At 60.0% G+C, this 24,311-nt stretch carries 21 protein-coding genes; 4 read left to right on the top strand and 17 right to left on the bottom strand.

All coding sequences use genetic code 11. From position 1 onward, the window contains the following. Positions 1–37 precede the first annotated feature (37 nt). The 5 genes from LOY43_RS26980 to LOY43_RS27000 form a co-directional block, all read right to left on the bottom strand. Complete coding sequence (locus LOY43_RS26980; protein ID WP_034153698.1) at positions 38–1,063, bottom strand: putative 2-aminoethylphosphonate ABC transporter substrate-binding protein; 1,026 nt, start codon at positions 1,061–1,063, stop codon at positions 38–40. Between the two features lie 26 nt (positions 1,064–1,089). Then, positions 1,090–2,814: a putative 2-aminoethylphosphonate ABC transporter permease subunit gene (locus LOY43_RS26985; RefSeq protein WP_258708950.1), complete on the bottom strand. Its 1,725-nt coding sequence runs from the start codon at positions 2,812–2,814 to the stop codon at positions 1,090–1,092. After that, positions 2,814–3,890 (bottom strand): putative 2-aminoethylphosphonate ABC transporter ATP-binding protein, encoded by a 1,077-nt coding sequence (locus LOY43_RS26990; RefSeq protein WP_095049431.1) that lies wholly within the window; start codon positions 3,888–3,890, stop codon positions 2,814–2,816. Before LOY43_RS26990 ends, LOY43_RS26985 begins: the two co-directional genes overlap by 1 nt. A gap of 221 nt (positions 3,891–4,111) precedes the next feature. Next, positions 4,112–4,975: a LysR family transcriptional regulator gene (locus tag LOY43_RS26995; RefSeq protein WP_064116303.1), complete on the bottom strand. Its 864-nt coding sequence runs from the start codon at positions 4,973–4,975 to the stop codon at positions 4,112–4,114. 13 nt (positions 4,976–4,988) lie between these two features. After that, entirely contained in the window at positions 4,989–7,298 is a 2,310-nt protein-coding gene (locus LOY43_RS27000; RefSeq protein ID WP_258708951.1) for a heavy metal translocating P-type ATPase, read from the bottom strand. Between the two features lie 84 nt (positions 7,299–7,382). Here LOY43_RS27000 and cadR point away from each other — a divergent pair, with 84 nt between their 5' ends. After that, entirely contained in the window at positions 7,383–7,832 is a 450-nt protein-coding gene (gene cadR / locus LOY43_RS27005) for a Cd(II)/Pb(II)-responsive transcriptional regulator (protein WP_007912999.1), read from the top strand. Between the two features lie 118 nt (positions 7,833–7,950). Here cadR and LOY43_RS27010 read toward each other — a convergent pair whose 3' ends face one another. The 3 genes from LOY43_RS27010 to LOY43_RS27020 all read right to left on the bottom strand — a co-directional run bounded on the left by LOY43_RS27010 (position 7,951) and on the right by LOY43_RS27020 (position 10,650). Next, positions 7,951–8,922, bottom strand: a complete 972-nt coding sequence (locus LOY43_RS27010; protein WP_258708952.1) for a thymidylate synthase — start codon at positions 8,920–8,922, stop codon at positions 7,951–7,953. Positions 8,923–8,972: 50 nt separating this feature from the next. Then, positions 8,973–9,788: a prolipoprotein diacylglyceryl transferase gene (lgt, locus tag LOY43_RS27015; protein WP_007913003.1), complete on the bottom strand. Its 816-nt coding sequence runs from the start codon at positions 9,786–9,788 to the stop codon at positions 8,973–8,975. 79 nt (positions 9,789–9,867) lie between these two features. Then, on the bottom strand, positions 9,868–10,650 hold the full coding sequence (locus LOY43_RS27020) for a sulfite exporter TauE/SafE family protein (RefSeq protein WP_016983201.1): 783 nt from the start codon (positions 10,648–10,650) through the stop codon (positions 9,868–9,870). 132 nt (positions 10,651–10,782) lie between these two features. Between LOY43_RS27020 and LOY43_RS27025 the strand changes: the two genes are divergently transcribed. Further along, entirely contained in the window at positions 10,783–11,529 is a 747-nt protein-coding gene (locus tag LOY43_RS27025; RefSeq protein ID WP_258708953.1) for an NRDE family protein, read from the top strand. Between the two features lie 351 nt (positions 11,530–11,880). On the opposite strand, the gene LOY43_RS27030 is transcribed toward LOY43_RS27025, so the two are convergent. The 3 genes from LOY43_RS27030 to LOY43_RS27040 form a co-directional block, all read right to left on the bottom strand. Further along, positions 11,881–13,034, bottom strand: a protein-coding gene (locus tag LOY43_RS27030; RefSeq protein WP_320413737.1) for an IS3 family transposase whose coding sequence is annotated in 2 segments (ribosomal slippage) — positions 11,881–12,761 and positions 12,761–13,034 — 1,155 coding nt in all. Because the reading frame shifts where the segments join, the coding sequence is not laid out codon by codon here. 71 nt (positions 13,035–13,105) lie between these two features. Next, on the bottom strand, positions 13,106–15,385 hold the full coding sequence (gene ptsP / locus LOY43_RS27035; protein WP_007913900.1) for a phosphoenolpyruvate--protein phosphotransferase: 2,280 nt from the start codon (positions 15,383–15,385) through the stop codon (positions 13,106–13,108). Between the two features lie 22 nt (positions 15,386–15,407). After that, entirely contained in the window at positions 15,408–15,887 is a 480-nt protein-coding gene (locus LOY43_RS27040; protein ID WP_003229203.1) for an RNA pyrophosphohydrolase, read from the bottom strand. A gap of 143 nt (positions 15,888–16,030) precedes the next feature. On the opposite strand from LOY43_RS27040, the gene LOY43_RS27045 reads away from it, so the two are divergent. Continuing rightward, positions 16,031–16,687: an HAD family phosphatase gene (locus tag LOY43_RS27045; protein WP_258708954.1), complete on the top strand. Its 657-nt coding sequence runs from the start codon at positions 16,031–16,033 to the stop codon at positions 16,685–16,687. A 121-nt stretch (positions 16,688–16,808) separates the two neighbouring features. On the opposite strand, the gene LOY43_RS27050 is transcribed toward LOY43_RS27045, so the two are convergent. Further along, positions 16,809–17,222, bottom strand: a complete 414-nt coding sequence (locus tag LOY43_RS27050; protein ID WP_095049427.1) for a DUF2269 family protein — start codon at positions 17,220–17,222, stop codon at positions 16,809–16,811. Between the two features lie 40 nt (positions 17,223–17,262). Further along, complete coding sequence (gene ilvA / locus LOY43_RS27055) at positions 17,263–18,777, bottom strand: threonine ammonia-lyase, biosynthetic (protein ID WP_041072159.1); 1,515 nt, start codon at positions 18,775–18,777, stop codon at positions 17,263–17,265. Between the two features lie 146 nt (positions 18,778–18,923). Here ilvA and rpiA point away from each other — a divergent pair, with 146 nt between their 5' ends. Then, on the top strand, positions 18,924–19,598 hold the full coding sequence (gene rpiA, locus LOY43_RS27060) for a ribose-5-phosphate isomerase RpiA (protein WP_007913886.1): 675 nt from the start codon (positions 18,924–18,926) through the stop codon (positions 19,596–19,598). Positions 19,599–19,744: 146 nt separating this feature from the next. Here the strand turns inward: rpiA and LOY43_RS27065 are convergent, their stop codons facing one another. From LOY43_RS27065 to LOY43_RS27080, 4 genes are all read right to left on the bottom strand, one after another. After that, complete coding sequence (locus LOY43_RS27065; RefSeq protein ID WP_095125830.1) at positions 19,745–20,662, bottom strand: SdiA-regulated domain-containing protein; 918 nt, start codon at positions 20,660–20,662, stop codon at positions 19,745–19,747. A 195-nt stretch (positions 20,663–20,857) separates the two neighbouring features. Continuing rightward, positions 20,858–21,781 carry an SdiA-regulated domain-containing protein gene (locus tag LOY43_RS27070; RefSeq protein WP_095049425.1) on the bottom strand — a complete coding sequence of 308 codons (924 nt, stop codon included), beginning with the start codon at positions 21,779–21,781 and terminating at the stop codon, positions 20,858–20,860. 258 nt (positions 21,782–22,039) lie between these two features. Next, positions 22,040–22,705 carry a fumarylacetoacetate hydrolase family protein gene (locus LOY43_RS27075; RefSeq protein WP_093429791.1) on the bottom strand — a complete coding sequence of 222 codons (666 nt, stop codon included), beginning with the start codon at positions 22,703–22,705 and terminating at the stop codon, positions 22,040–22,042. Positions 22,706–22,744: 39 nt separating this feature from the next. After that, positions 22,745–24,139 carry an FAD-binding oxidoreductase gene (locus LOY43_RS27080; RefSeq protein WP_026000500.1) on the bottom strand — a complete coding sequence of 465 codons (1,395 nt, stop codon included), beginning with the start codon at positions 24,137–24,139 and terminating at the stop codon, positions 22,745–22,747. Between the last annotated feature and the right edge of the window lie 172 nt (positions 24,140–24,311).

The following is a 24,311-nucleotide window of genomic DNA, read 5'->3' on the forward strand; positions in this document are numbered from 1 at the left end:
TCATTCCCACGCGGAGCGTGGGAACGATCGGCAACGGTTACTTGGCGGCGACTTTCTCGGACTTGCCGTCATAGCGCTTGCGCCATTCAGTGAGGATCTCGTCGCGATTCTTCGACGCCCAGGCAAAGTCGTTCTTGATCAGGCGCTGCTCGTAATCCGCCGGCAATTCGGTCTGCGGCTTGGCGATCCCTGGCTGCGCGAGGACAGCGAAGTTCTCCTTGTACAGATCCATCGCCTCAGCACTCGCCGAGAAGTCAGCCAGCTTCTTGGCTGCCTCTTCATGCGGCGTACCTTTGATCACCGCCGTCGCTTCGATCTCCCAACCCAGGCCTTCCTTCGGCAGGATGATGTCCAGCGGTGCGCCCTGACGCTTGAGCTGTACCGCCGGGTATTCAAAGGAAATACCAATCGGGAATTCCCCCGCCGCTGCCAGTTTGCAAGGCTTGGAACCGGAGTGAACGTACTGGCCGATGTTCTGGTGCAGACCGTCCATATAGGCCCAGCCCTGCTTCTCGCCGAAGGTTTGCAGCCAGGCGCTGACGTCGAGGAAACCGGTGCCGGACGACGCCGGGTTGGGCATGACGATCTTGCCCTTGTACTCAGGCTTGGTCAGATCCTGCCAGCTCACGGGCTTGCTCAGGCCCTGCTTCTCGGCCTCGACGGTGTTGAAGCAAATGGTCGCGGCCCAGACGTCCATGCCGACCCAGGCTGGCGGGTTAGCGGCGTCACGGTAGTTCGCGCCGATCTTGCCGAGGTCCTTTGGCGCGTAGCTCTGCAGCATGCCTTGCTGATCGAGGATCGCCAGACTGGAAGCCGCCAGGCCCCAAACCGCGTCAGCCTGCGGACGGGCCTTTTCGGCGAGCAGTTTGGCGGTGATGATCCCGGTGGAATCACGCACCCATTTGATCTCGACGTCCGGGTTGGCCTTTTCGAAGGCTTCTTTGTAGGACTTCAGTTGCTCGGCCTCGAGGGCGGTGTACACCGTCAACTCGGTTTTTGCCGCGAAGGCATTCAGGCTAAAAGTAGCGAGCACAGCAGCGGCCAGGGCCATAGGCTTGAACATGATCGTTTTCCTGTAAGTGAGTTGAATCAGTGACCGGGCGCGGTTTGCCGCCAGGCTTGAGAACGGCGCAGCAAGCCGCGCGAAGCCCACGCCAGCAGCAAGGACACGCCCGCCGAGGTGAACAGAATCAGGGTCGACATCGCCGCCGCACCGCCAACGTTGCCGGCGTCATCCATGTTCAGCACCGCGACCGCCGCGAGGATGGTGTCGGGGCTGTAAAGGAAGATCGCCGCCGACACGGTGGTCATCGCCGAGACGAACAGGTAGCGCACAATGTCCAGCAGCGCCGGCAGGCAGATCGGCAGGGTGACGCGCAGGTAGTGGCGATACAGCGGCGCCTTCAGCGACAGCGCTGCCGCCTCGAACTCGGCGTCGAGTTGGCGCAGCGCGGTGGTCGCGGTCATTTGTGCGGTGGTCAGGTAGTGCGCAATCGTGCAGACGATCAGCAGCGTCATCGTCCCGTAGAGCACATGCAGAGGGTTACCCGTGAGGTTGAAGAAGAAGACGTAACCCAGACCGAGCACCAGCCCTGGCACCGCCATCGGCACAAAACTGAGCATGCGCAAGGTCAGATTGAGGCCTCGCTGAGTGCGGGTTTTCTCCATCAGGTAAGCGCCGGTGAAAATCAGCACGCTGCCGATCAACGCCGTGCCCAAAGCCATCTTCAAACTGTTGCTGTAGGCCAGCCAGCCACCGCCAGCGGTTTCGTTGAACTGGTAATGGTTGAGTGACAGCGACAGGTTGTACGGCCAGAACTTCACCAGCGAGGAAAACACCGCCATGCCGAACACCAGAATCAACGCGGCGCTGATCAGCAAAACAATCGCCAGATAGCAGCCATCGCGCACTTTCGACGGTGCCGGTTTGAACACCTGTGCACGCCCGCTCATGGAATCGCCGTGTCGCCGACGCAACCACGCATCGACGCCGAAGCTGAACAGCGCCGGCAGCAACAGCACCATGCCAATCAACGCGCCGCGACCGAACTGCTGTTGGCCGACCACGGCTTTGTAAGCTTCCAGCGCCAGCACTTGATAGTCGCCACCGACCACCACCGGCACGCCGAAATCGGTGATGGTCAGGGTGAACACCAGACAGAACGCGGCAAACACCGCTTGGCGAGTGGCCGGCCAGGTGATGCTGCGGAAAGCCTTGGCGGGACTGGCGCCCATGCTCGACGCCGCATCGAACAAGCGCGCATCGGCCAGCGACAATGCCGAGAGCAGAATCATCAGCGCATGCGGGAAGGTGTAAATCACCTCACCCAGCACAATCCCCCAGAATCCATAGATGTTGTCCGAGAGCAGCCCGCGCAACATGCCTTGGTTGCCGAACAGATAGACCAGCGCAATCCCCGGCAGCATCGACGGCGCCATCAGCGGCAGCAGGGAAATCCCGCGCCAGATGCCTTTCGCCGGAATCAGCGTGCGTTGCAGCGCGTAGGCAAACAGGTAGGCCAGCGGTACGACGATGGCCGCGACGCTGAGGGAAACTTTCAGGCTGTTGCCGAGCAGCCAGTGGAAATTCTCGCTGCTCACCAACTCCTTCGCCGCGAGCCAGCCACCGCCCTGCCCGGCTTCACTGCTGAAGCCGCGCCAGAAGATCGCCAGCAACGGCAGCAACACCGCGACGCCGAGCAACAGCAGCAAGACAACTTTGCCGCCGACGACAAAAATGCGGTCGCCGATCTCGGCTTTCGAAGTCTGGCGCACCTGCTTGTGCGGTAGCGGCAGCGCGAGATTGCTGTTCATCAGGCAAACACCTGCAGGCTGCGCGGCGGCAAGGCGACCATGATTTGCTGGGCGCCGAGGCGCGGCATGGCTTCCGGGGCGAGTTCGGCGAGCAAGGCGTGGCCGGGCAACTGATCGAGTTCGAAGCTCATGCGGCAGCGGTTGCCGAGGAAGGTGATCTCGCGGACTTTGGCCGGGAACAGGTTTTCCTCATGCACCAGCGGATTGACGTTGATCGCTTCCGGGCGGCAGAACAGTCGGCCCGAGGCGCCGCTCACACTGCCATCCGCCAGACGCACATCCATCCCGCCAACCCTGGCGTGGCTGGCGCTGCTGCGCTGGAACGGCAGCCAGTTACCCTGGCCGACAAACTCGGCCACGAACGGCGTGGCCGGGCGGTTGTAGATTTCCTGCGGCGTGGCGTACTGCTCGACGCGGCCGTTGTTCATCACGGCGATGCGGTCGGCCATCAGCATGGCTTCGTCCTGATTGTGCGTGACCATCAGCGTGGTGATGCCGAGGTTGCGTTGCAGTTGGCGCAGCTCGGTGCACAGATGCTCGCGGACGCGGGCGTCGAGGGCGGACATCGGTTCGTCGAGCAACAGCAGCGACGGTGCCGGCGCCAGAGCGCGGGCCAGCGCGACGCGTTGCTGCTGGCCGCCGGACAATTGGCCGGGGTACTTTTTCTCGCTGCCGGTGAGGCCGACCAGTTCGAGCATCTGGCCGACGCGCTGGCGCACTTCGTCGCGCCCGCTGCCAGCAAGGCCGTAGGCAATATTCGCCTCGACGGTCAGATTGGGGAACAGTGCGTAGGACTGGAACAGAATCCCGTAGTCGCGGGCTTGCGGGGCGAGGTGCGAGACATCGCGATCGCCGAGGTACAACTCGCCGCTGTCCTGCTTTTCCAGACCGGCGATGCAACGCAGCAACGTGGTCTTGCCGCAGCCCGACGGGCCGAGCAGGCACACCAACTCACCGGCGGCGACGTCGAGGGACACATTATCCAGCGCGGTGAAAGCGCCGAAGCGTTTCTGTACGCCGCGCACTTTCATCGGCGCACCGGGGTTGGTCAGGGCAGTTGCGATGGCAGGATTCATGGACAGACCTCATCAAGCAGATGAGGCCAATCCTAGAGTTGTAATGCGTCCGTCATGTGGCAGTGAGGCAAAAACTGGTGATAGTGGTATTCGGGGATTTTGGTTCACTACCGATCGTTCCCACGCTCTGCGTGGGAATGCCTCATCGGACGCTCCGCGTTCGGCTCTTGGGACGCAGAGCGTCCCGGGCTGCATTCCCACGCTGAGCGTGGGAACGATCATTACGCAGGGGACATTTCCTGCGCCAACCCAAGAAACGCCGCCGGCAACCGCGCGCCCTTGCGCTCTTTCAGGCAATAGAGATATTCGGGAATTTGCGGCGCATTTTCGATCGTCAGCACGCGCAACTGCGGGTCATGCGGCACTTCCTGGCGGGCAATGATACTGATGCCGATATTGCGCAACACCGCCTCACGGATAGACTCACGACTACCAATCTCCAGCAACGGCCCGAAGCTCACCCCGGCACTCGCGAGCAACTCTTCCGTCAGCCGCCGTGTGGTTGAACCGGATTCACGCATCAACAACGTATGCCCGGCCAGCGCACTCAACGCCACATGCTCCTGCGCCGCCAGCGGATGATTGCGATGCACCGCCAGCACCAGCGGATCAGTGCCCAACACCCGACGAATCAACCGCGCGTCATCGAGCAATTGCGACGACGCGGCGATGTCCACGCGGTAATCCTCCAGCGCTTCCAGCACTTGCTGCGAGTTGCCGATTTCCACCGACACTTCCACTTGCGGCAGGCGCTCGCGAAAGGTCTTCACCAGATCGAGGATGTAATACGGTGCCGTCGCCGCGATGCGCAAAGTGCCCTGCACCTGACCGCTGTTGCGCAGGAAGAACTCGATGTCGGCCTCCTGCTGCAACAGTGTTTTGACCATCGGCAGCAACCGCGCGCCTTCATCACTGACACTCAGGCGTCGACCGCCGCGATAAAACAACTCCACCGAATACTGGCTCTCCAGATTGCGGATCTGCGTGGTCACGGTCGGTTGGCTGAGGCCGAGTTTTTTCGCCGCCAGCGTGATGCTGCCCAGGCGAGCGACCATGTAAAACGCTTTCAGCTCGGCACTCAGCACAACCTTTCCTCATCTATTTGCGCAGCAGGCGCAAACCGTTGAACACCACCAACAGGCTCACGCCCATGTCGGCGAACACCGCCATCCACATGGTGGCGACTCCGGCGAAGGTTACCCCAAGAAAGATAGCTTTGATCACCAGTGCCAACGCGATGTTCTGTTTCAGGATGCTCGCGGTATTGCGCGACAGGCTGATGAACGCCGGGATTTTGCGCAGATCGTCGTCCATCAGGGCGACATCGGCGGTTTCGATAGCAGTGTCGGTACCAGCAGCGGCCATGGCGAAACCGATCTCGGCGCGGGCCAGTGCCGGCGCGTCATTGATGCCGTCGCCGACCATGCCAACTCGCCGGCCTTGTGCATAAAGGTCTTCGATGGCTTGCAGTTTGTCGGTCGGCAGCAAGTCGCCACGGGCCTCGTCGATGCCGACCTGCGCAGCAATCGCCTGGGCGGTGTGAACGTTGTCGCCGGTGAGCATCAGGGTTTTCACCCCAAGTTCGTGCAACTGACGGATCGCTTCGCGGCTGGATTCCTTGACGGTATCGGCCACAGCGAACAGAGCCAGTGGGCCAGAGCCGTCAAGCAGCAACACCACTGACTTACCCTGTTTCTCCAGCGCGAAGAGTTTTTCTTCCAGTGCGGGCGAGCATAGGCCCAACTCTTCGACCAAGCGATGGTTGCCCAAGTGGTAGGTCTGACCGTTGATTTCACCTTTGACGCCACGCCCGCCCAGTGCTTCGAAGTTATCCACACTCAGCGCAGCGAAGTTTTTATCCACAGCGGCATTGGCGATGGCCAGCGACACCGGGTGATCGGAACGACCGGCCAACGCCGCGGCGATGGCCGGCGCCGTGGCATCGGCAGTTGGATCGAGGGACAGGTAATCGGTCTGCACCGGTTTGCCGTGGGTAATCGTCCCGGTTTTATCCAGCGCCAGATAATCGAGCTTGAAACCGCCCTCCAGGTACACGCCGCCCTTGACCAGAATGCCTTTGCGCGCCGCTGCCGCGAGGCCGCTGACGATGGTCACCGGGGTGGAAATCACCAGTGCACATGGGCACGCGACCACCAGCAACACCAACGCGCGGTAGATCCAGTCGAACCACACGGCGCCCATGAACAGCGGCGGAATGATCGCCACGGCCAAGGCAAACACGAACACCACGGGCGTGTAGATTTTCGAAAATTGATCGACGAAGCGCTGGGTCGGTGCGCGCGCACCTTGGGCCTGTTCGACGGCGTGAATGATGCGCGCCAGAGTCGAATTGTTCGCCGCTGCGGTCACCGTGTATTCCAGCGAACCGGCCTGATTGATGGTGCCAGCAAAGACTTTGTCACCGACGGTTTTCTCTACCGGCAGGCTCTCACCGGTGATCGGCGCTTGATCGATGGTCGAACTGCCGCTGGCCACTTCGCCGTCCAGCGCAATGCGCTCGCCCGGCTTCACCCGCACGCGGGCGCCGAGTTCGACGCTTTTCACGTCCTGCTCAATCCAGCTGCCGTCAGCCTGCAACACCGTGGCTTGCTCCGGCGTCATCTGCATCAAACCGCTGATCGCATTGCGCGCACGGTCCAGCGAGCGCGCTTCGATCAGCTCGGCGACGGTGAACAGGAACATCACCATCGCCGCTTCCGGCCACTGGCCGATGAGGATCGCACCGGTCACGGCGATGCTCATCAGTGCGTTGATGTTGAGGTTGCGGTTCTTCAGGGCGATCCAGCCCTTTTTATAGGTGGTCAGGCCACCGCTGAGGATCGACACCAGCGCGATGATCGCCACCACCCAGGTTGGTGCGGCGTTGGTGAAGTGGATGACTTCGGCGGCAAGCGCGCCGACACCGGACAACGCCAGCGGCCACCAGTGTTTTTTCACTGGCGCCGGGGCTGGCGCTTCGACGCCCGCCTCCAACGGCTCGGCGTGCATGCCGAGGGATTTGATCGCCTCGGTGATGGGCTCGGTGCCCGGCAGATTGTGAGTCACGCCGAGCACACGGTTGATCAGGTTGAATTCCAGTTGCTGCACACCGGCGAGTTTGCCGAGCTTGTTCTGAATCAGCGTCTGCTCGGTCGGGCAGTCCATCGCCTCGATGCGGAAACTGCTCAGTCGCGCATCGGCGCTGGTTTTCTCGCTCAGTTGCACCAACGCAGGCGCGGCAGCTGTCGACGAGCAGCAGGAATCTTCGTGCGAATGAACCGGTGCCGGGGCTGCAACTTTCGGCCCGCAGCATGAATCGCCGCCATGGGAATGTTTATGCACAGGCTGCAATTTATGACTGTGATCGTGTCCGTCGCCGGGCTTGTGGGTGTGCTGGGAATCGCTCATTGGTCGCGTCCATGAAGGTGCCTGTTGCCAAGTAAAGACCCTGTAGCCACTATAGGGTCAAGCACCCTTTTGGAGATTGTCGTCATGAAGATCGGAGAACTGGCCAAACTCACCGACTGCGCCGTGGAAACCATCCGCTACTACGAGCGCGAAAACCTCCTGCCGGAACCGGCTCGCAGCGACGGCAACTACCGCGTCTACACCCAGGCCCACGCCGAACGCCTGACCTTCATCCGCAACTGCCGCACCCTCGACATGACCCTCGAAGAAATCCGCAGCCTGCTCGCCTTGCGCGACAGTCCGCAAGACCAGTGCGAAAGCGTCAATGCGCTGATCGACGAGCACATTCAGCATGTGAAGGCGCGGATTGATGGGTTGCTGGCGTTGCAGACGCAACTGCTCGACCTGCGCCAACGTTGTGGAGAAGGGCCGATGGCCGATCAATGCGGGATTTTGCAGCGGCTGGAAGTGAGTGGCGGGGTTGTCGCGACGGAAGTTGAACACTCCCACGTAGGCCGCAGCCACGGCCACTGACGTTGGCGCTCGTTCCCATGCTCCGCGTGGGAATGCCGCCATGGACGCTCCGCGTCCTAAGTGACGCGGAGCGTCACGGGATTCATTCCCACGCAGAGCGTGGGAACGATCCTGCTGACTAGACCGCCATTGGCGCGGTCATCGGCGCGTGATGCTCATAGCCTTCCAGCGAGAAATCGCTCGGCTCGACCATCTCCAGCCATTCCGGCTGATACACGCCAGTCTTGGCAAACTCCGGCACACGATCCGAGATCTTCAGCTTAGGCATGGCGAACGGCTCGCGCTTGAGCTGTTCGTTGAGCATGTCCAGGTGATTCTCGTAGACGTGCGCATCACCGATGAAATAGGTGAACCAGCGCGGCGTGTAGCCGGTCAGGCGACCGATCAGGCTCAGCAGCGCGGCGCCTTCGGTGAGGTTGAACGGCGTGCCCAGACCCAGGTCGTTGGAGCGGATATACAGGGTCAGGGAGATCTCTTTGGTCTCGACATTCGGATGGAACTGGTACAGCAGGTGGCACGGCGGCAGGGCCATTTCATCCAGCTGCGCGACGTTCCAGCCGTGGAACAGAATACGGCGGCTACCCGGATCGTTGATGATCGTATCGACGCACTGGCGCACCTGGTCGATGGCTTTGTACAGCACCACGTAGGCCTGGCCGTCTTCTTCGCCCTGAGCAATCTGCTTGTAGCCGTTGCTCAGCGTTTGTTCGATGGCGGCGGTGTTGCTCAGCGGGATCTGCTTGTACGCCGGCCACTTGCGCCATTGCACGCCGTAGATTTCGCCGAGGTCGTCGTCGCCCTGGCGGAACGGGTTGGCCAGCCACTGCGCGTTTTCGTTGGCGTTCTGGTCCCAGACCTTGCAGCCCAGCGCCCGGAATTCAGCGGCGTTGTTCACGCCACGCAAAAATCCGCACATCTCGCCGATGGCCGATTTGAAGGCCATTTTGCGCGTGGTGATCGCCGGAAAACCTTCCTGCAGATCGAAACGCAGCATCGCACCCGGGAAGCTGATGGTGTTGATACCGGTGCGGTTGGCCTGTTTGGTGCCGTTCTGAATGACGTGCGAGACCAGTTCGAGATATTGCTTCATGAGTTACCTGTGTCCTTTGAGCCCCGGCGTCGCGCGCCGGGGTTCGTAGTTTAAGCCGTCGGTGCGAGCGGTGCTGCCGGCGCGCGACGATAGGCCAGCCAGATCAGGAACAGCCCGCCAACGATCATCGGCACGCAGAGCACCTGGCCCATGGTCAGCCAGTTCCAGGCCAAGTAGCCCAGTTGCGCATCCGGCACGCGGACGAACTCGACGATGAAACGGAAGATGCCGTAGAACAGCGCGAACATGCCGGAAACGGCCATGGTCGGACGCGGTTTGCGCGAGAAAATCCACAGGATCAGGAACAGCGCCACGCCTTCCAGCGCGAACTGATACAGCTGCGACGGGTGACGCGGCAGTTGCGCCGGATCGCTGAACGGCGGGAAGACCATCGCCCACGGCACGTCGGTGGCTTTACCCCACAACTCGGCGTTGATGAAGTTACCGATGCGCCCAGCACCCAGGCCGATCGGCACCATTGGTGCGACGAAGTCCATCAACTGGAAGAACGACTTGCCGTTACGCTTGCCGAACCACAAGGCTGCGAGCATTACGCCAATGAACCCGCCGTGGAACGACATGCCGCCCTTCCACACTTCGAAAATCAGCGTCGGGTTGGCCAGGTAGGCACTCAGATCGTAGAACAGCACGTAACCCAGACGTCCGCCGACGATCACGCCCATCGACATCCAGAAGACCATGTCGGAGAGTTTCTCCTTGGTCCAGGTCGGGTCGAAACGGTTGAGCCGGCGCGACGCCAGCAGCCACGCACCGCCGATGCCGATCAGGTACATCAGACCGTACCAGTGGATTTTCAGCGGACCGATGGCCAGGGCCACCGGGTCGATCTGCGGGTAAGGCAGCATTGCGACTCCTCGTTAGAGTTGAAACCAAAATTCCCGGGCGACGCTGCCACCTCAGGATTAAGCCAGGATTGCGACGCGGTTAAAGCAGGAAGCTCAGACCCACGCTGAACAGCAAAGCGGCGAACAGCCGTTTCAGCAAGCGCGGCGACAATCTGTGCGCCAAACGCGCGCCGATGCGGGCGAAGACCATGCTGGTCAGGGCGATGCCCAGCAGCGCCGGTAAATAAACAAAACCGAGACTATGCGGTGGCAACAACGGATCGTGCCACCCCAGAATCATGAAACTTAATGCACTGACAAGGGCGATCGGCAGACCGCAGGCCGATGAGGTTGCCACGGCTTGCTGCATCGGCACGCTGCGCCAGGTCAGGAACGGCACGGTCAGCGAACCGCCGCCCACGCCAAAAATCGCCGAGGCCCAACCGATCACACTGCCGGCCACGGTCAGACCGAGTTTACCCGGCACCGTTCGGCTGGCCTTGGGTTTAATGTCCAGCGCCAGTTGCACCGAGATGATCAAGGCAAACACGCCGATGATCTTTTGCAGGTGCGGCCCGGAAATCGCTTCCGCAGTCAGCGCGCCGAAACCTGCACCGAGCAGAATGCCGACGGCCATCCACATGAAGATCGGCCAGCGCACTGCGCCTCGACGGTGATGCTCACGCACGGCGTTGACCGAGGTGAAGATGATCGTCGCCAGCGACGTCCCGACCGCCAGATGGGTGAGGATCGACTGATCAAAGCCCTGCAAGGTGAAACTGAACACCAGCACCGGCACGATGATGATCCCGCCGCCAACCCCGAACAGCCCGGCCAGCACGCCCGCACAGGCGCCCAGCGCCAGATAGAGCAGAAATTCCATGACCGTCTCCCCAGACCGCATCCGCAAAACCGGAGCGGCATGGTAACGGATGCACACCCTTTGGCTCCACTGGCGATGGATGCACGGACGCCGGATGCGTAGAGTGAGCAAAACACACACAAGGACCACCTTATGTGCCTGATTGTTTTCGCCTGGCGCCCGGGCCATGCCCAGCCGCTGATCGTCGCGGCCAACCGTGACGAGTTCTACGCCCGGCCAAGCCTGCCACTGGCGCCATGGCCAGAAGCGCCGCATGTGCATGCCGGACGTGATCTTGAGGCCGGCGGGAGTTGGCTGGGGATTGGCGCCAACGGACGCTTTGCCGCGCTGACCAATATCCGCGATCCGCATCAACCGCCAGCGCGCAAGTCACGGGGTGAGTTGGTGGCGCGATTTCTCACCGACGATGCGTCGATTGATGATTATTTGAGCGATGTGGTCGGACGTGCGCCGGAATATGCCGGGTTTAATCTGCTGCTCGGCAACAGCCATGAGCTGTGGCACTTCAATGCGCGGATGTCGGAACCAGTAATGCTGGATTCAGGTGTTTACGGACTGTCGAATGCCGGGCTGGATACGCCGTGGCCGAAGTTGCTCAAGGCCAAGGCTGCGTTGAGTGCAGTGCTGGATGATCCGCAGCCTGAGCGCTTGATGGAGCTGCTGGGCGATGCGCAGACCGCGCCGTTTGCCGAGTTGCCGGATACTGGGGTGGGTCTGGCGACGGAGTCATTGTTATCGAGCGTGTTTATCGCCAGCCAGAGTTACGGGACGCGGGCGAGTACGGCGTTGATTGTGCAGGCGGATGGGGCGCGGCGGATGGTGGAGCGGAGTTTTGGGCCGTATGGCGGGCATTTGGGTGAAGTGGAAATAACAGCTTAAAAGCCAACCCTCACCCCAGCCCTCTCCCAAAGGGAGAGGGGGCCGACCGAGGTGTCTTGAGCCATGCATCGACCTGAAAGACCGAGTTGATTATGGATTCAACACGCACTTTCAAGTCGGTGTGAATCGATTATGGATTCAACACAGCACTTCCAGCCCGGTGCGGTTCGATTATGGATTCAGCACAACACCTCAAGTCGGTTTGAATCGATTATGGATCCAGCAAAGCACTTTCAGGTCGGCGGAGTTCTGCAGCATCCCCCAATCAGTCCCCTCTCCCTCCGGGAGAGGGCTAGGGTGAGTGATCTGGTCAAACGATACTGGACACGGTTATAGGGTTTAGGTCATTTCTCATGCTGCCAAGGCTTCCATTGCTACCGGAGTCCGATATCCGTTGTAACTGTGCAGCCTGATCCGATTGTAATAGTGGGTCAGGTAGCGCAACACATCGGTGCTGGCTTCGTCTTCGTTTCGGTAACCAGCCTTGGGTATCCATTCAGATTTCAAACTGCCAAAGAAACGTTCCATCGGAGCGTTATCCCAGCAGTTTCCCCGTCGACTCATGCTTTGTTTTATGCGCATGTCCGCCAGCGTTTCACGAAACACTTTACTGCTGTAATGACAGCCCTGATCCGAATGGAACATTAGGTTTTCAGGGCGTCCTCGCGACTCGAAAGCCATCTTTAACGCTCGACAGGTCAGAGCTGAATCCGGACTTCTGGACATCGCCCAGCCGACGATGCGGCGGGCATGCAGATCAAGTACAGCAGCCAGATAAACCCAGTAAGTACCGGCCCAAATGTAAGTCACGTCGCCACACCACACTCGATTGGGGGCCTCGACATTGAATTTACGCTCCAAATGATTGGGGGCGTATTGCGCCTCCGCACCGCTGGGTTTGTACCGATGCCTGCGCCGTTGCTGGCTCTTCAAACCGAGCTCGCGCATCAGGCTACGAGCCATGTAACGACCTACCGACTCTTTTTCGTTACACAGCGCTTTTGACAGGCTGCGCGCGCCCATTGAGCCGCGACTTTGCTCATGTAATTCGGCAGCCTTGATCTTTAGGCGATCGCGCCCGACATGCACTTTCGCCCGCTGTTTCAGACGCTCGTAATAACTGCTGCGGTTGATGCCAAACACGCCACACAACTCGGATCTTGGATATTGCTCGCTTAACTCCTCGACCAGCCTTACCGATCGAGGGAATCCGACATCAAGAGAGCTGTAGCCTTTTTTAAAATTTCCTTCTCGCGCTCAATCCGTCGAATTGTTGCTTCCAGTTCTTGGATGCGTTGTTGGTCAACGGTCATGGCCTTGGACTTCTCAGGCGTCTTGCCGCTGCGCTCCGCACGCAGTTGTTCAACCCAGCGGCGCAGAGCTGTAGGGCCCACGCCCATTGCTTCACAGGCTTCACTCACCGAATAGTCTTTATCCAAAACCAGGCAAGCCGCATCCCGTTTGAAATCTGTTGAAAAATATCGTCTGGTCAAATCACACCTCATCGTTGGGCGTAGATTAACGCCCTTTAGGGGTGTCCAGAATCATTAAGCCAGATCAGAGGGGCTTTTGATCTTCAGAGGGCCTTGACCACCGCCGGCGGATGCATCTTCGACAACCCAAGGTTCTTCAGCGCCAATTGCAGCGAGCTGTGGATAACTTGCGGATTGTCGATGGTCATCAGCTCCGCCAGCAATTCCTGAGCCTTGCTCAGATTGACCTGACGCAGCATCCACTTCACCTTCGGCAAGTTGGTGGCGTTCATCGACAAACTGTCAAAACCCATCGCCATCAACAGCACTGCCGCCGCCGGATCACCGGCCATTTCGCCGCAGATACTCACCGGTTTACCTTCGGCATGGGCATCGCGTACCACGGTTTGCAGGGCTTGCAGCACCGCCGGATGCAGGTAGTCGTAGAGATCGGCCACACGCGGGTTGTTACGGTCGACCGCCAGCAAATACTGGGTCAAGTCGTTGGAACCGACGGACAGGAAGTCGACCATCCGCGCCAGCTCCTTGGTCTGGTACACCGCTGCCGGGATCTCGATCATCACGCCGATCGGCGGCATCGGCACGTCGGTGCCTTCGTCGCGCACTTCACCCCAGGCCCGGTGGATCAGGTGCAGGGCTTCTTCGAGTTCGTGGGTGCCGGAGATCATCGGCAGCAGAATCCGCAGGTTGTTCAGGCCTTCGCTGGCCTTGAGCATCGCGCGGGTCTGCACCAGGAAGATTTCAGGGTGGTCGAGAGTCACACGAATGCCGCGCCAGCCGAGGAACGGGTTGTCTTCCTTGATCGGGAAGTACGACAGCGACTTGTCACCGCCGATGTCGAGGCTGCGCATGGTCACCGGTTGCGGGTGGAACGCGGCGAGTTGCTCGCGGTAGATCGCCAGTTGTTCCTTCTCGCTCGGGAAGCGCTGGTTGATCATGAACGGCACTTCGGTGCGGTACAGGCCGACACCTTCGGCGCCACGCTTCTGCGCCCGCGCCACATCGGCCAGCAGGCCGGTGTTGACCCACAGCGGCATGCGGTGGCCATCGAGGGTCACGCACGGTAGGTCGCGCAGGGTGTCGAGGCCCAGCGCCAGTTGTTTCTCTTCTTCGACGACTTCGGCGAACTGCTTGCGCAGCACTTCGCTCGGGTTGGTGTAGACCTCGCCGCGTGTGCCATCGACGATCATTTCGATGCCGTCGACCTTGGCGTACGGCAGGTCGACCAGACCCATCACCGTCGGAATGCCCATGGCCCGGGCGAGAATCGCGACGTGCGAGTTACCCGAGCCGAGTACCGAAACCAGACCGACCAGCGTGCCTTCCGGCACCTCGCCGAGCATCGCCGGCGTCAGCTCTTCGCTGACCAGAATGGTTTTTTCCGGATAGACCAGGTTCTGCTGTCGCTCTTCCTGCAAGTAGGCGAGCAGGCGGCGACCGAGGTCTTTGACGTCCGACGCACGCTCACGCAGGTAGGCGTCGTCCATCAGTTCGAAACGGTTGACGTGCTCAGTGACCACCTGACGCAGCGCGCCCTGCGCCCACTGGCCAGTCTTGATCACGGTGGTGATTTCGCTGCCCAGCGAGGCATCGTCGAGCATCATCAGGTAGACGTCGAACAGTGCGCGCTCTTCCGGACGCAGTTGGGTCGCGAGTTTGGCGGACAACGCGCGCATGTCGGCGCGCACGCCTTCGATGGCGGTCTTGAACAGCGCCAGTTCGGCATTGATGTCGGTGATGGTCTTGTCCGGCACCACGTCGAGATCGGCCGGCGGCAGCATGACCACCGCAGTACCGACTGCGGCCCCCGGCGAACCCGGCACGCCGACGAACTTGGCTTCCTGAATGCCTTTGCCCTGACGGCCCAGACCACGGATCGAACCGGTGGCTTCGGCGTGGGCGATAACGCCTGCAAGCTGTGCGCTCATGGTCACGAGGAAGGCTTCTTCACCTTCGTCGAACTGGCGGCGTTCTTTTTGTTGGATAACCAACACGCCGACGACGCGGCGGTGGTGAATGATCGGTGCACCGAGGAACGAGGCGTAACGTTCTTCACCGGTTTCGGCGAAGTAACGGTAGCGCGGATGATCCGCAGCGTTTTCGAGGTTCAGGGGTTCTTCACGCGTGCCGACCAGACCGACCAGACCTTCGTTGGGTGCCATGCTGACCTTGCCGATCGAGCGCTTGTTCAAGCCCTCGGTGGCCATCAGGACGAAGCGGTTGGTCTCGGGATCAAGCAGGTAGACCGAGCAGACCTGGCTGCCCATGGCCTCTTTGACGCGCAACACAATAATCCCCAACGCCGCCTTGAGATCCTTGGCGGAGTTAACTTCCTGGACGATCTTGCGCAGCGTATTGAGCATGGCTCGGGGTCGAACTCCGTCGTCAGTCGCGCGCTAAAAGGCGCGGGGCAAGCTCTTTGAGGGCGCGGCGATACACCTCGCGCTTGAATGTCACCACCTGGCCCAACGGATACCAATAGCTGACCCAGCGCCAGCCATCGAACTCCGGTTTACCGGTCAAATCCATCCGCACCCGCTGCTCGTTGGAGATCAGGCGCAGGAGAAACCATTTCTGTTTCTGGCCGATGCACAGCGGTTGGCTGTGCGTACGCACCAGACGTTGCGGCAAACGATAGCGCAACCAGCCCCGGGTACAGGCCAGTATTTCAACATCTTCACGTTCCAGGCCAACTTCTTCGTTCAGCTCGCGGTACAAGGCGTCTTCCGGCGTCTCTTCAGGGTTGATTCCCCCTTGCGGAAACTGCCAGGCATCTTGATTGATACGGCGAGCCCATAGCACCTGGCCGGCGTCATTCGTCAGAATGATCCCGACATTGGGGCGGAAACCATCGGGGTCGATCACGGCAACAACCTCGCAAACGCATGTCGCCGCATTGTTCCACAAAGGTTGATAAGGCGGCAACGAGGCTTCCTACCTTATGTGCACTCTTGTGAAAAGACCGTATTCTTGTCGCCTTTTTACTGACTTTTCAGCGGGTAACTGCAATGCGCCTGGCTCTATTCGATTTGGACAACACCCTTCTGGGCGGCGACAGCGATCACGCCTGGGGCGACTATCTGTGTGAACGCGGCTTCCTCGACCCAATTGCGTACAAGGCTCGCAACGACGAGTTTTATCAGGATTACCTGGCCGGCAAACTGGATAACGCCGCGTACCTGAACTTCTGCCTGGAGATCCTCGGCCGCACCGAAATGGCCGTGCTTGAGCAATGGCACAACGATTACATGCGCGACTGCATTGAGCCGATCGTATTGCCGAAGGCGCTGGAACTGCTGAAAAAACACCGGGACGCCGGCGACAAACTGGTGATCATCACCGCGACCAACCGCTTCGTCACCGCGCCGATTGCTGTGCGCCTGGGCGTTGAAACCCTGATCGCAACCGAGTGTGAAATGGTTGATGGCCGTTATAGCGGGCGCAGCACCGACATTCCGTGCTTTCGCGAGGGCAAGGTGACGCGGCTGAATCGTTGGCTGGAAGAGACCGGGTATTCGCTGGAAGGCAGCTATTTCTATAGCGATTCGATGAATGATTTGCCGTTGCTGGAGCAGGTGGCGAATCCGGTCGCGGTTGATCCGGATCCGAATTTGCGCGCTGAAGCCGAAAAACGCGGCTGGCCGGTAATGACTCTGCGCGACTGATGACGCCATCGCTGGCAAGCCAGCTCCCACAGGTTTCTCGGTCGTCCACATAATCTGTGTTCACCGAAAATCCCTGTGGGAGCTGGCTTGCCAGCGATTTGGGTCGACTCGGCCTCAAGCCTTAAACAGGCTTGGCCCCCATCAACCCCGCAATGGCAAGAAACCCGACGCCGCTGACAATCGCCAGGGCCAGATTGAATTTCCAGTTGCCAACCCCCGTTGTCCACAGCCGATTAAGCCGCACCAGCAGCCAGACCGCACTGAACGTGGCCACGGCATAAATCACGCTGGACCCCAAAATCCACAACTGCCCCAATGGCCAGCCAATCAGGTGCACCAGCCACCAGCCGGTGAAAGGCATGCTGAGCATACCGATCAGCATCAAACACCAGATAAACAGCCAGGGACGCTGCATCGTGCTGGCCGGCCCTTCGCTGCGATTACGCCAGGTCAGGGCGGCAAGCCCCAGCCCGCTCGCGAGTATGACCACGGTCGCCGCGACGTGAAGGACTTTCAGGGTGGTCAGGGTTTCCATGTATTTCTCTTCCTTGGGCCATGCCCATCAGCGTAGCCGCTCAGCCAAGAAACAGCTGATAGGCCGGGTTTTCGCTTTCATCCCAGTACGGGTAACCGATTTCCTCAAGCGCCGCCGGCACCAGATGACGCTCGTCGTGCGGTACTTGCAGACCGGCGACCACGCGACCATCGGCAGCGCCGTGGTTGCGGTAGTGGAACATCGAGATGTTCCAGCGCCCACCGAGCTTATTGAGGAAATTGAACAGCGCGCCCGGACGCTCCGGGAACTCGAAGCGGAACACCACTTCATCAATCACGTGCGCCGCGTGGCCGCCGACCATGTGGCGGATGTGCAGCTTGGCCAGTTCGTTGTCGGTCAGGTCGAGCACCGGGAAACCCTGCTCGGTCAGGCTCGCCAGCAATGCGCTGCGCGGGTCGTTTTCCGGGTGGGTCTGCACACCAACGAAGATGTGCGCTTCGCTACCGGTGTTATAGCGATAGTTGAATTCAGTGATCTGGCGCTTGCCGATCGCTTCGCAGAACGCCTTGAAGCTGCCGGCCTTCTCGGGGATGGTCACGGCGATTATCGCTTCGCGGCCTTCACCCAGCTCGGCGCGTTCGGCGACGTGGCGCAAGCGATCGAAGTTGACGTTGGCGCCGGAGTCGATGGCCACGAAGGTCTGGCCGCTGACGCCACGCAACTCGACGTATTTCTTGATCCCGGCCACGCCCAATGCGCCGGCAGGTTCGGTGATCGAGCGGGTATCGTCGTAGATATCCTTGATAGCCGCACAGATCTCGTCAGTGCTGACGGTGATCACTTCATCGACGTAGTCTTTGCAGATATCGAAGGTGTGCTGGCCGATCTGCGCCACCGCCACGCCGTCGGCGAAGATGCCCACGGTCGGCAGCACCACACGCTCACCGGCGGCCATCGCCGCTTGCAGGCAGTTGGAGTCGTCCGGCTCGACACCGATGACTTTGATGTCCGGGCGCAGGTATTTCACGTAGGCAGCGATGCCGGCGATCAGGCCGCCGCCGCCGACCGGAACGAAAATCGCGTCCAGTGGCTGCGGGTGCTGGCGCAGAATTTCCATCGCCACGGTGCCCTGCCCGGCAATGGTGTGCGGATCATCGTACGGGTGGATGTAGACGTAGCCTTTTTCATCGACCAGTTTCAGCGAGTACGCCAGAGCTTCCGGGAACGAGTCACCGTGCAGCACTACTTTGCCGCCACGCGAGCGCACGCCTTCGACTTTGATCTCGGGGGTGGTCTTGGGCATGACGATGGTGGCTTTGACGCCCAGCACTTTCGCCGCCAGGGCCAGACCTTGCGCATGGTTGCCCGCCGACGCAGTGACCACGCCACGGGCACGCTCTTCGTCAGTCAGCTGGGTGAGTTTGTTGTAGGCGCCGCGAATCTTGAACGAGAACACTGGCTGCAAGTCTTCGCGCTTGAGCCAGATGTCATTGCCCAGCCGCTCGGAGAGCTGGCGAGCGTTCTGCAACGGGGTTTCTACGGCAACGTCATAAACGCGCGAGGTGAGGATCTTTTTGACGTACTGTTCGAGCATCGGAAAGCATCACTGGCGATTGGGCGGGACCAACGAGTCTAACCCGGCTTTCAGCCGGACGACCACACGAATCCAGAGGTTTTAGCCTCGCTTGCGGCTATAATGCCGGCCTTTCCGTTCTCACCTTGCCCGCTTCCGGAGCCCGCATGACCCAGGATCAACTCAAACAGGCAGTGGCTCAGGCCGCCGTCGACTTCATCCTTCCGAAACTCGACGACAAGAGCATCGTCGGGGTCGGCACCGGCTCCACCGCCAACTGCTTCATCGACGCCCTGGCCCAGCACAAGGGCGCCTTCGATGGCGCGGTGGCCAGTTCCGAAGCCACTGCCGCGCGCCTCAAGGGTCACGGGATTCCGGTGTATGAGCTGAACACCGTCAGCGACCTGGAGTTCTACGTCGACGGCGCCGATGAAAGCGACGCGCACCTGAACCTGATCAAGGGCGGCGGCGCAGCGCTGACCCGCGAGAAGATCGTTGCAGCCGTGGCCAAGACCTTCATCTGCATCGCCGACGCCAGCAAACTGGTGCCGGTGCTGGGCGAGTTCCCGCTGCCGGTCGAAGTGATCCCGATGGCCCGCAGCCACGTCGCGCGCCAATTGGTGAAACTGGGCGGCGACCCGGTGTACCGCGAAGGCGTTTTGACCGATAACGGCAACATCATTCTGGATGTGTTCAACCTGCAGATCACCAACCCGGTGGAGCTGGAAGCGCAGATCAATGCGATTGTCGGTGTGGTCACCAACGGCTTGTTCGCGGCGCGTCCGGCGGACCTGTTGCTGCTGGGTACTAGCGAAGGCGTGAAAACCCTGAAGGCTGAGTAATCCCAGACTGCCCGCAATTAATGGGCAGACGAATAAACCTGTGGGAGCGAGCCTGCTCGCGAAAGCGCCAGTTCAGCCAACATTTTCATTGGCTGACACGACGCCTTCGCGAGCAGGCTCGCTCCCACAGTGTTTTGTGGTGTTGGTTAGTTCGGGGTTGGCTTTTTGAAGACGTAAAACAGGTTCGGCTCGCTCACCAGATACAACGTCCCGTCATCATCCATCGCAATGCCTTCGGCCTGCGGCACGGTTTTCTTCAAACCCTGCCGGCCGCCACTGATGGACATCGTACTCAACGGGCGCCCGCCGACATCGAGCTCCAGAATCAGCCGCGACTCATCCGACAGTGCCAGCAAATGCCCGCTGCGCTCGTCGTACTGCAAACTCGACAGATCGCGCACAAACATCCCGGCGTCACGCTTGGGATCGTTGATCACATGCACCGCGTAGGACTTCTCCGGATTGAAGTGCGGAAAGCCGTGCACTTCGTAGATCAGCATCGGATTGCGCTCTTTCGCGACAAACAGGCGCTTGCCCACCGAGTCATACGCCAGGCCTTCAAAACCTTTGTTGCTGGCCATATGCACACCGAGGGTCATCTGCTCGGCGTCCGCCGCGTCGAGGAATGTGGTGCCTGCCTCCAAGTGAATCTTGATCAGCCGCTGCTGACGCTCATCAGTGATCACGTAGGTGTCGGCGCTGATGTACTCGACGGCTTCGGGATCGCCAAAACCAATCAGGGCAATGCGCCGCAGGATCTTGCCTTCAAGCGACAGTTCGACCAGCTCGGAATTCTTGTTGGTCACAGTGAACAGGCTTTTGCGCACTGGATCGAAGGTCAGCGCCGAAACATCGTCGTCCAGCCCGTCAATCACCCGCGCCTCAATCTCGACGCGATACTGATCCAGCCCAATCGACTCGCTACTCTGCGGTTGCCACAGAGTGTGCAAGTTGAACCAGGCGCGCTCGAACAGCCGCATGTATTGGCCGATCGCGAGCAATGCGATCAGGGCAATCACCGACAGGATGATAATCAGGGGTTTGGGACGGGCAAGTCGACGCATTCGGATGAGCTCGGGATCAAAACAGGCGGATGAAATATCACGCCCGTCTGAACTGAAGCTTAATGGCCACTTGCCTCAAACCACAAGCCAACCCGTGTAGGAGCTGCCGCAGGCTGCGATCTTTTGATCTTGCTGTTCATAAGATCAAGAGATCGCAGCCTTCGGCAGCTCCTACATTGGAATCTGTAAAGGCTGCTATTTCTGTTTCTCGAAGCGATAGAACAGGTTGGGCTCGCTGACCATATACAACGTGCCCGCCTCGTCCATGGTCACGCCTTCGGCGCGCGGGATGGTGTTTTTCAGACCGTTGAAGCCGCCAAGCAGGGTCATGAAGCTGACCTGCTCGCCCTTCTCGTCCAGCTCCAGCAGCAGATGCGAGTCGGCGGACAGCACGAGTGTGTGTTGAGTGCGCGGGTCAATCGCCAAAGCCGAGAGGTTGCGAATATCCAGTTCATCACTGACGAGTTTTTGCTTGTCGCCCTTGAGGGTCTGGCTGCCATCGCTTTTCCAGGTGAACAGCGCTGGTGGCCGCTCCTCGCCCAGCAACAGCTGCTGATTGCGAGCGTCCCAAGTGATGGCTTCGAAGGCTTTGTTCTGGTCTTTCGACGGACCTAGATCGTATTTCGGGAAATCTGCGATGTTCAATTCGCGGGTATCGGCGTCGACCTTGACGATCGACAGCATGTGCTGACGCTCATCGACGATGGCCATCAGGCCGTTTTCCATCATCGTCAGGCCTTCCGGATTGCTCCAGCCCACCAGCGGCATCTTGCGCAGCACATCACCTTGCAAGGTCAGTTCGGCGAGAAACGGGTTTTTACCCATCACCGAAAACAGCGTTTTGGTCTGCGGGTTGTACGCCAGATCCGAAGCCTCGTCCTTCTCCATCCCTTTTAGCGGTTTGGCATCGATGACCACCCGATAGTCCGGCAGCCAGATACTTTCCTTCTGCCCGGCCTGGCTTTCGAAACGCTCTTGCAGCCAGAGCACACCGCGATCATCCCAATGCATGGCAAACGCCACGGCATAAGCGGCGGCAATCACCAGCAACAGCCAGACATACCAACGCAAGGCAAAACGTGAACGGCGGGTGGGTTTGAGCTGAGTTTGAGATGACATCGAGGGACGCGTTCCGAAAATTCAGGCTATGGGTAATAGCACAAAGAGGCCGGCTCAGACGCCAGAATGAGAGGAATTATCCGTACAGGATGTGAAAAAAACGGCAAATGGCGGGATTGCCCTGCGCCATTGTGGGAGAGATCACAAAACCCTGTAGGAGTGAGCCTGCTCGCGATGGCGTCAGGTCAGTCGAAACAATCGCTGACTGACAGACCGCTATCGCGAGCAGGCTCACTCCTACAAGGGGACCGCGTTAAATCAGCGCACGCTGCTGTTGAAGCTGCTCGCGCCGACCAGTTCGAGGACGATGTCATCGCCAACGTTCAGCGGGCCGACGCCCACTGGCGTGCCGGTGAGGATCACGTCACCGGCCTGCAGCGAGAAGCAGCCGGCCATGTGCTGGATCATCGGCACGATCGGGTTGAGCATCGCGCTGCTGTTGCCGTCCTGACGCACTTCGCCGTTGATGGTCAGGCGAATGCCGATGTCGGTCAGGTCAGCAAAGGTGCTGCCGACCACGAACGGGGCGATCACCGCCGCACCGTCGAACGATTTGGCGATTTCCCACGGCAAACCCTTGGCTTTCAGCTCGGCCTGTTTGTCGCGCAGGGTCAGATCGAGCGCCGGGGCGAAACCGGAAATGGCATCGAGCACTTCTTCACGGCTCGGTTTGGTCGACAACGGTTTGCCGATCAACACGGCGATTTCCGCTTCGTAGTGCACCGAACCGCGTTCGGTCGGAATGCTGAAACCGCCTTCCAGCGGCACCACACAACTGCCCGGCTTGATGAACAGCAACGGCTCGGTAGGCACCGGATTGTCCAGTTCCTTGGCGTGTTCGGCGTAATTGCGGCCAATGCACACGACTTTCCCGATCGGGAAGTGAATGCGCGTACCGTCGACGTACTGGTGCTGATAGCTCATTTACCGACTCCTGCCTTCATTGATTCAAGGGATTGCCAATCAAACCGCGAAGATCTTGCCCGGGTTCATGATGCCGTTCGGGTCGAACACCGCTTTCACCGCTTTCATGTACTCGATCTCGACCGGAGAGCGGCTGTAGGTCAAGTAATCGCGCTTTGTCATGCCCACGCCGTGCTCGGCGGAGATCGAACCGTTGTACTTCTCGACGGTTTCGAACACCCACTTGTTGACGGTCGCGCATTTGGCGAAGAACTCGTCCTTGCTCAGGTTATCCGGCTTGAGAATGTTCAAGTGCAGGTTGCCGTCGCCGATGTGGCCGAACCAGACGATTTCGAAGTCCGGATAGTGTTCGCCGACGATCGCGTCGATTTCCTTCAGGAACGCTGGCACTTTCGACACGGTGACCGAGATGTCGTTCTTGTACGGCGTCCAGTGCGAGATGGTTTCGGAGATGTACTCGCGCAGCTTCCACAGATTCTGCAGCTGGGTTTCACTCTGGCTCATCACACCGTCCAGCACCCAGCCCTGTTCGACGCAGTGTTCGAAGGTTTCCAGTGCGCTGTTGGCCACTTCTTCGGTGGTAGCTTCGAATTCCAGCAATGCATAGAACGGGCAGTCGGTCTCGAACGGCGCCGGCACGTCGCCACGGCCCATGACTTTGGCCAGGGCCTTGTCGGAGAAGAATTCGAACGCGGTCAGGTCGAGCTTGCCCTGGAAAGCGTGTAGCACCGGCATGATCGAGTCGAAATCGGCGGTGCCGAGGACCATCGCGGTGAGGTTTTTCGGCGCACGATCCAGACGCATGGTCGCTTCGACGACGAAACCGAGGGTGCCTTCAGCGCCGATGAACAGCTGACGCAGGTCGTAACCGGTGGCGTTCTTGATCAGGTCTTTGTTCAGTTCCAGCACATCGCCCTTGCCGGTGACGACTTTCATGCCGGCCACCCAGTTGCGTGTCATGCCGTAGCGAATCACCTTGATTCCGCCGGCATTGGTGCCGATATTGCCGCCAATCTGACTGGAACCTGCCGAGGCGAAGTCGACCGGGTAGTACAAGCCTTTTTCTTCGGCAACGTTCTGCAAATGCTCGGTGACCACGCCCGGCTGACACACGGCAGTGCGATCGGTGAGGTTCACGTCGAGAATCTGATTCATGTAGTCGAAGGAGACGACCACTTCGCCGTTGGCCGCCACCGCAGCGGCGGAAAGCCCGGTGCGCCCGCCCGACGGCACCAGCGCAATCTTGTGGGTGTTGGCCCAACGCACCACGGCCTGCACTTGCTCGATGGTCTTGGGAAACACGATGGCGCTTGGCGCCGGGGCGAAGTGCTTGGTCCAATCCTTGCCGTACGCATTCAGGGAGTCGGCGTCGGTCAGGACCTTGCCAGGCTCGACCAGGGTCTTCAGTTCATCAATCAGGGCAGGATTGGTCATCGACAGAACTCTCGAACAATTCATGGTCATCCTGAGAACGCTTCACGTCGCAGGAATGAGTGTTTAGCGGGGAGGCTATGCTAGCATACCGACCCCGCAGGCCAGTGCCCAAGGCCAGTTCTGCGGTAACGGCTTTCCTGCCGTTTGGGTCAGCTCCAGGCTGCTCCCCTCC

Source organism: Pseudomonas sp. B21-041 (assembly GCF_024748675.1).
Classification (GTDB): Bacteria; Pseudomonadota; Gammaproteobacteria; order Pseudomonadales; family Pseudomonadaceae; genus Aquipseudomonas; species Aquipseudomonas neuropathica.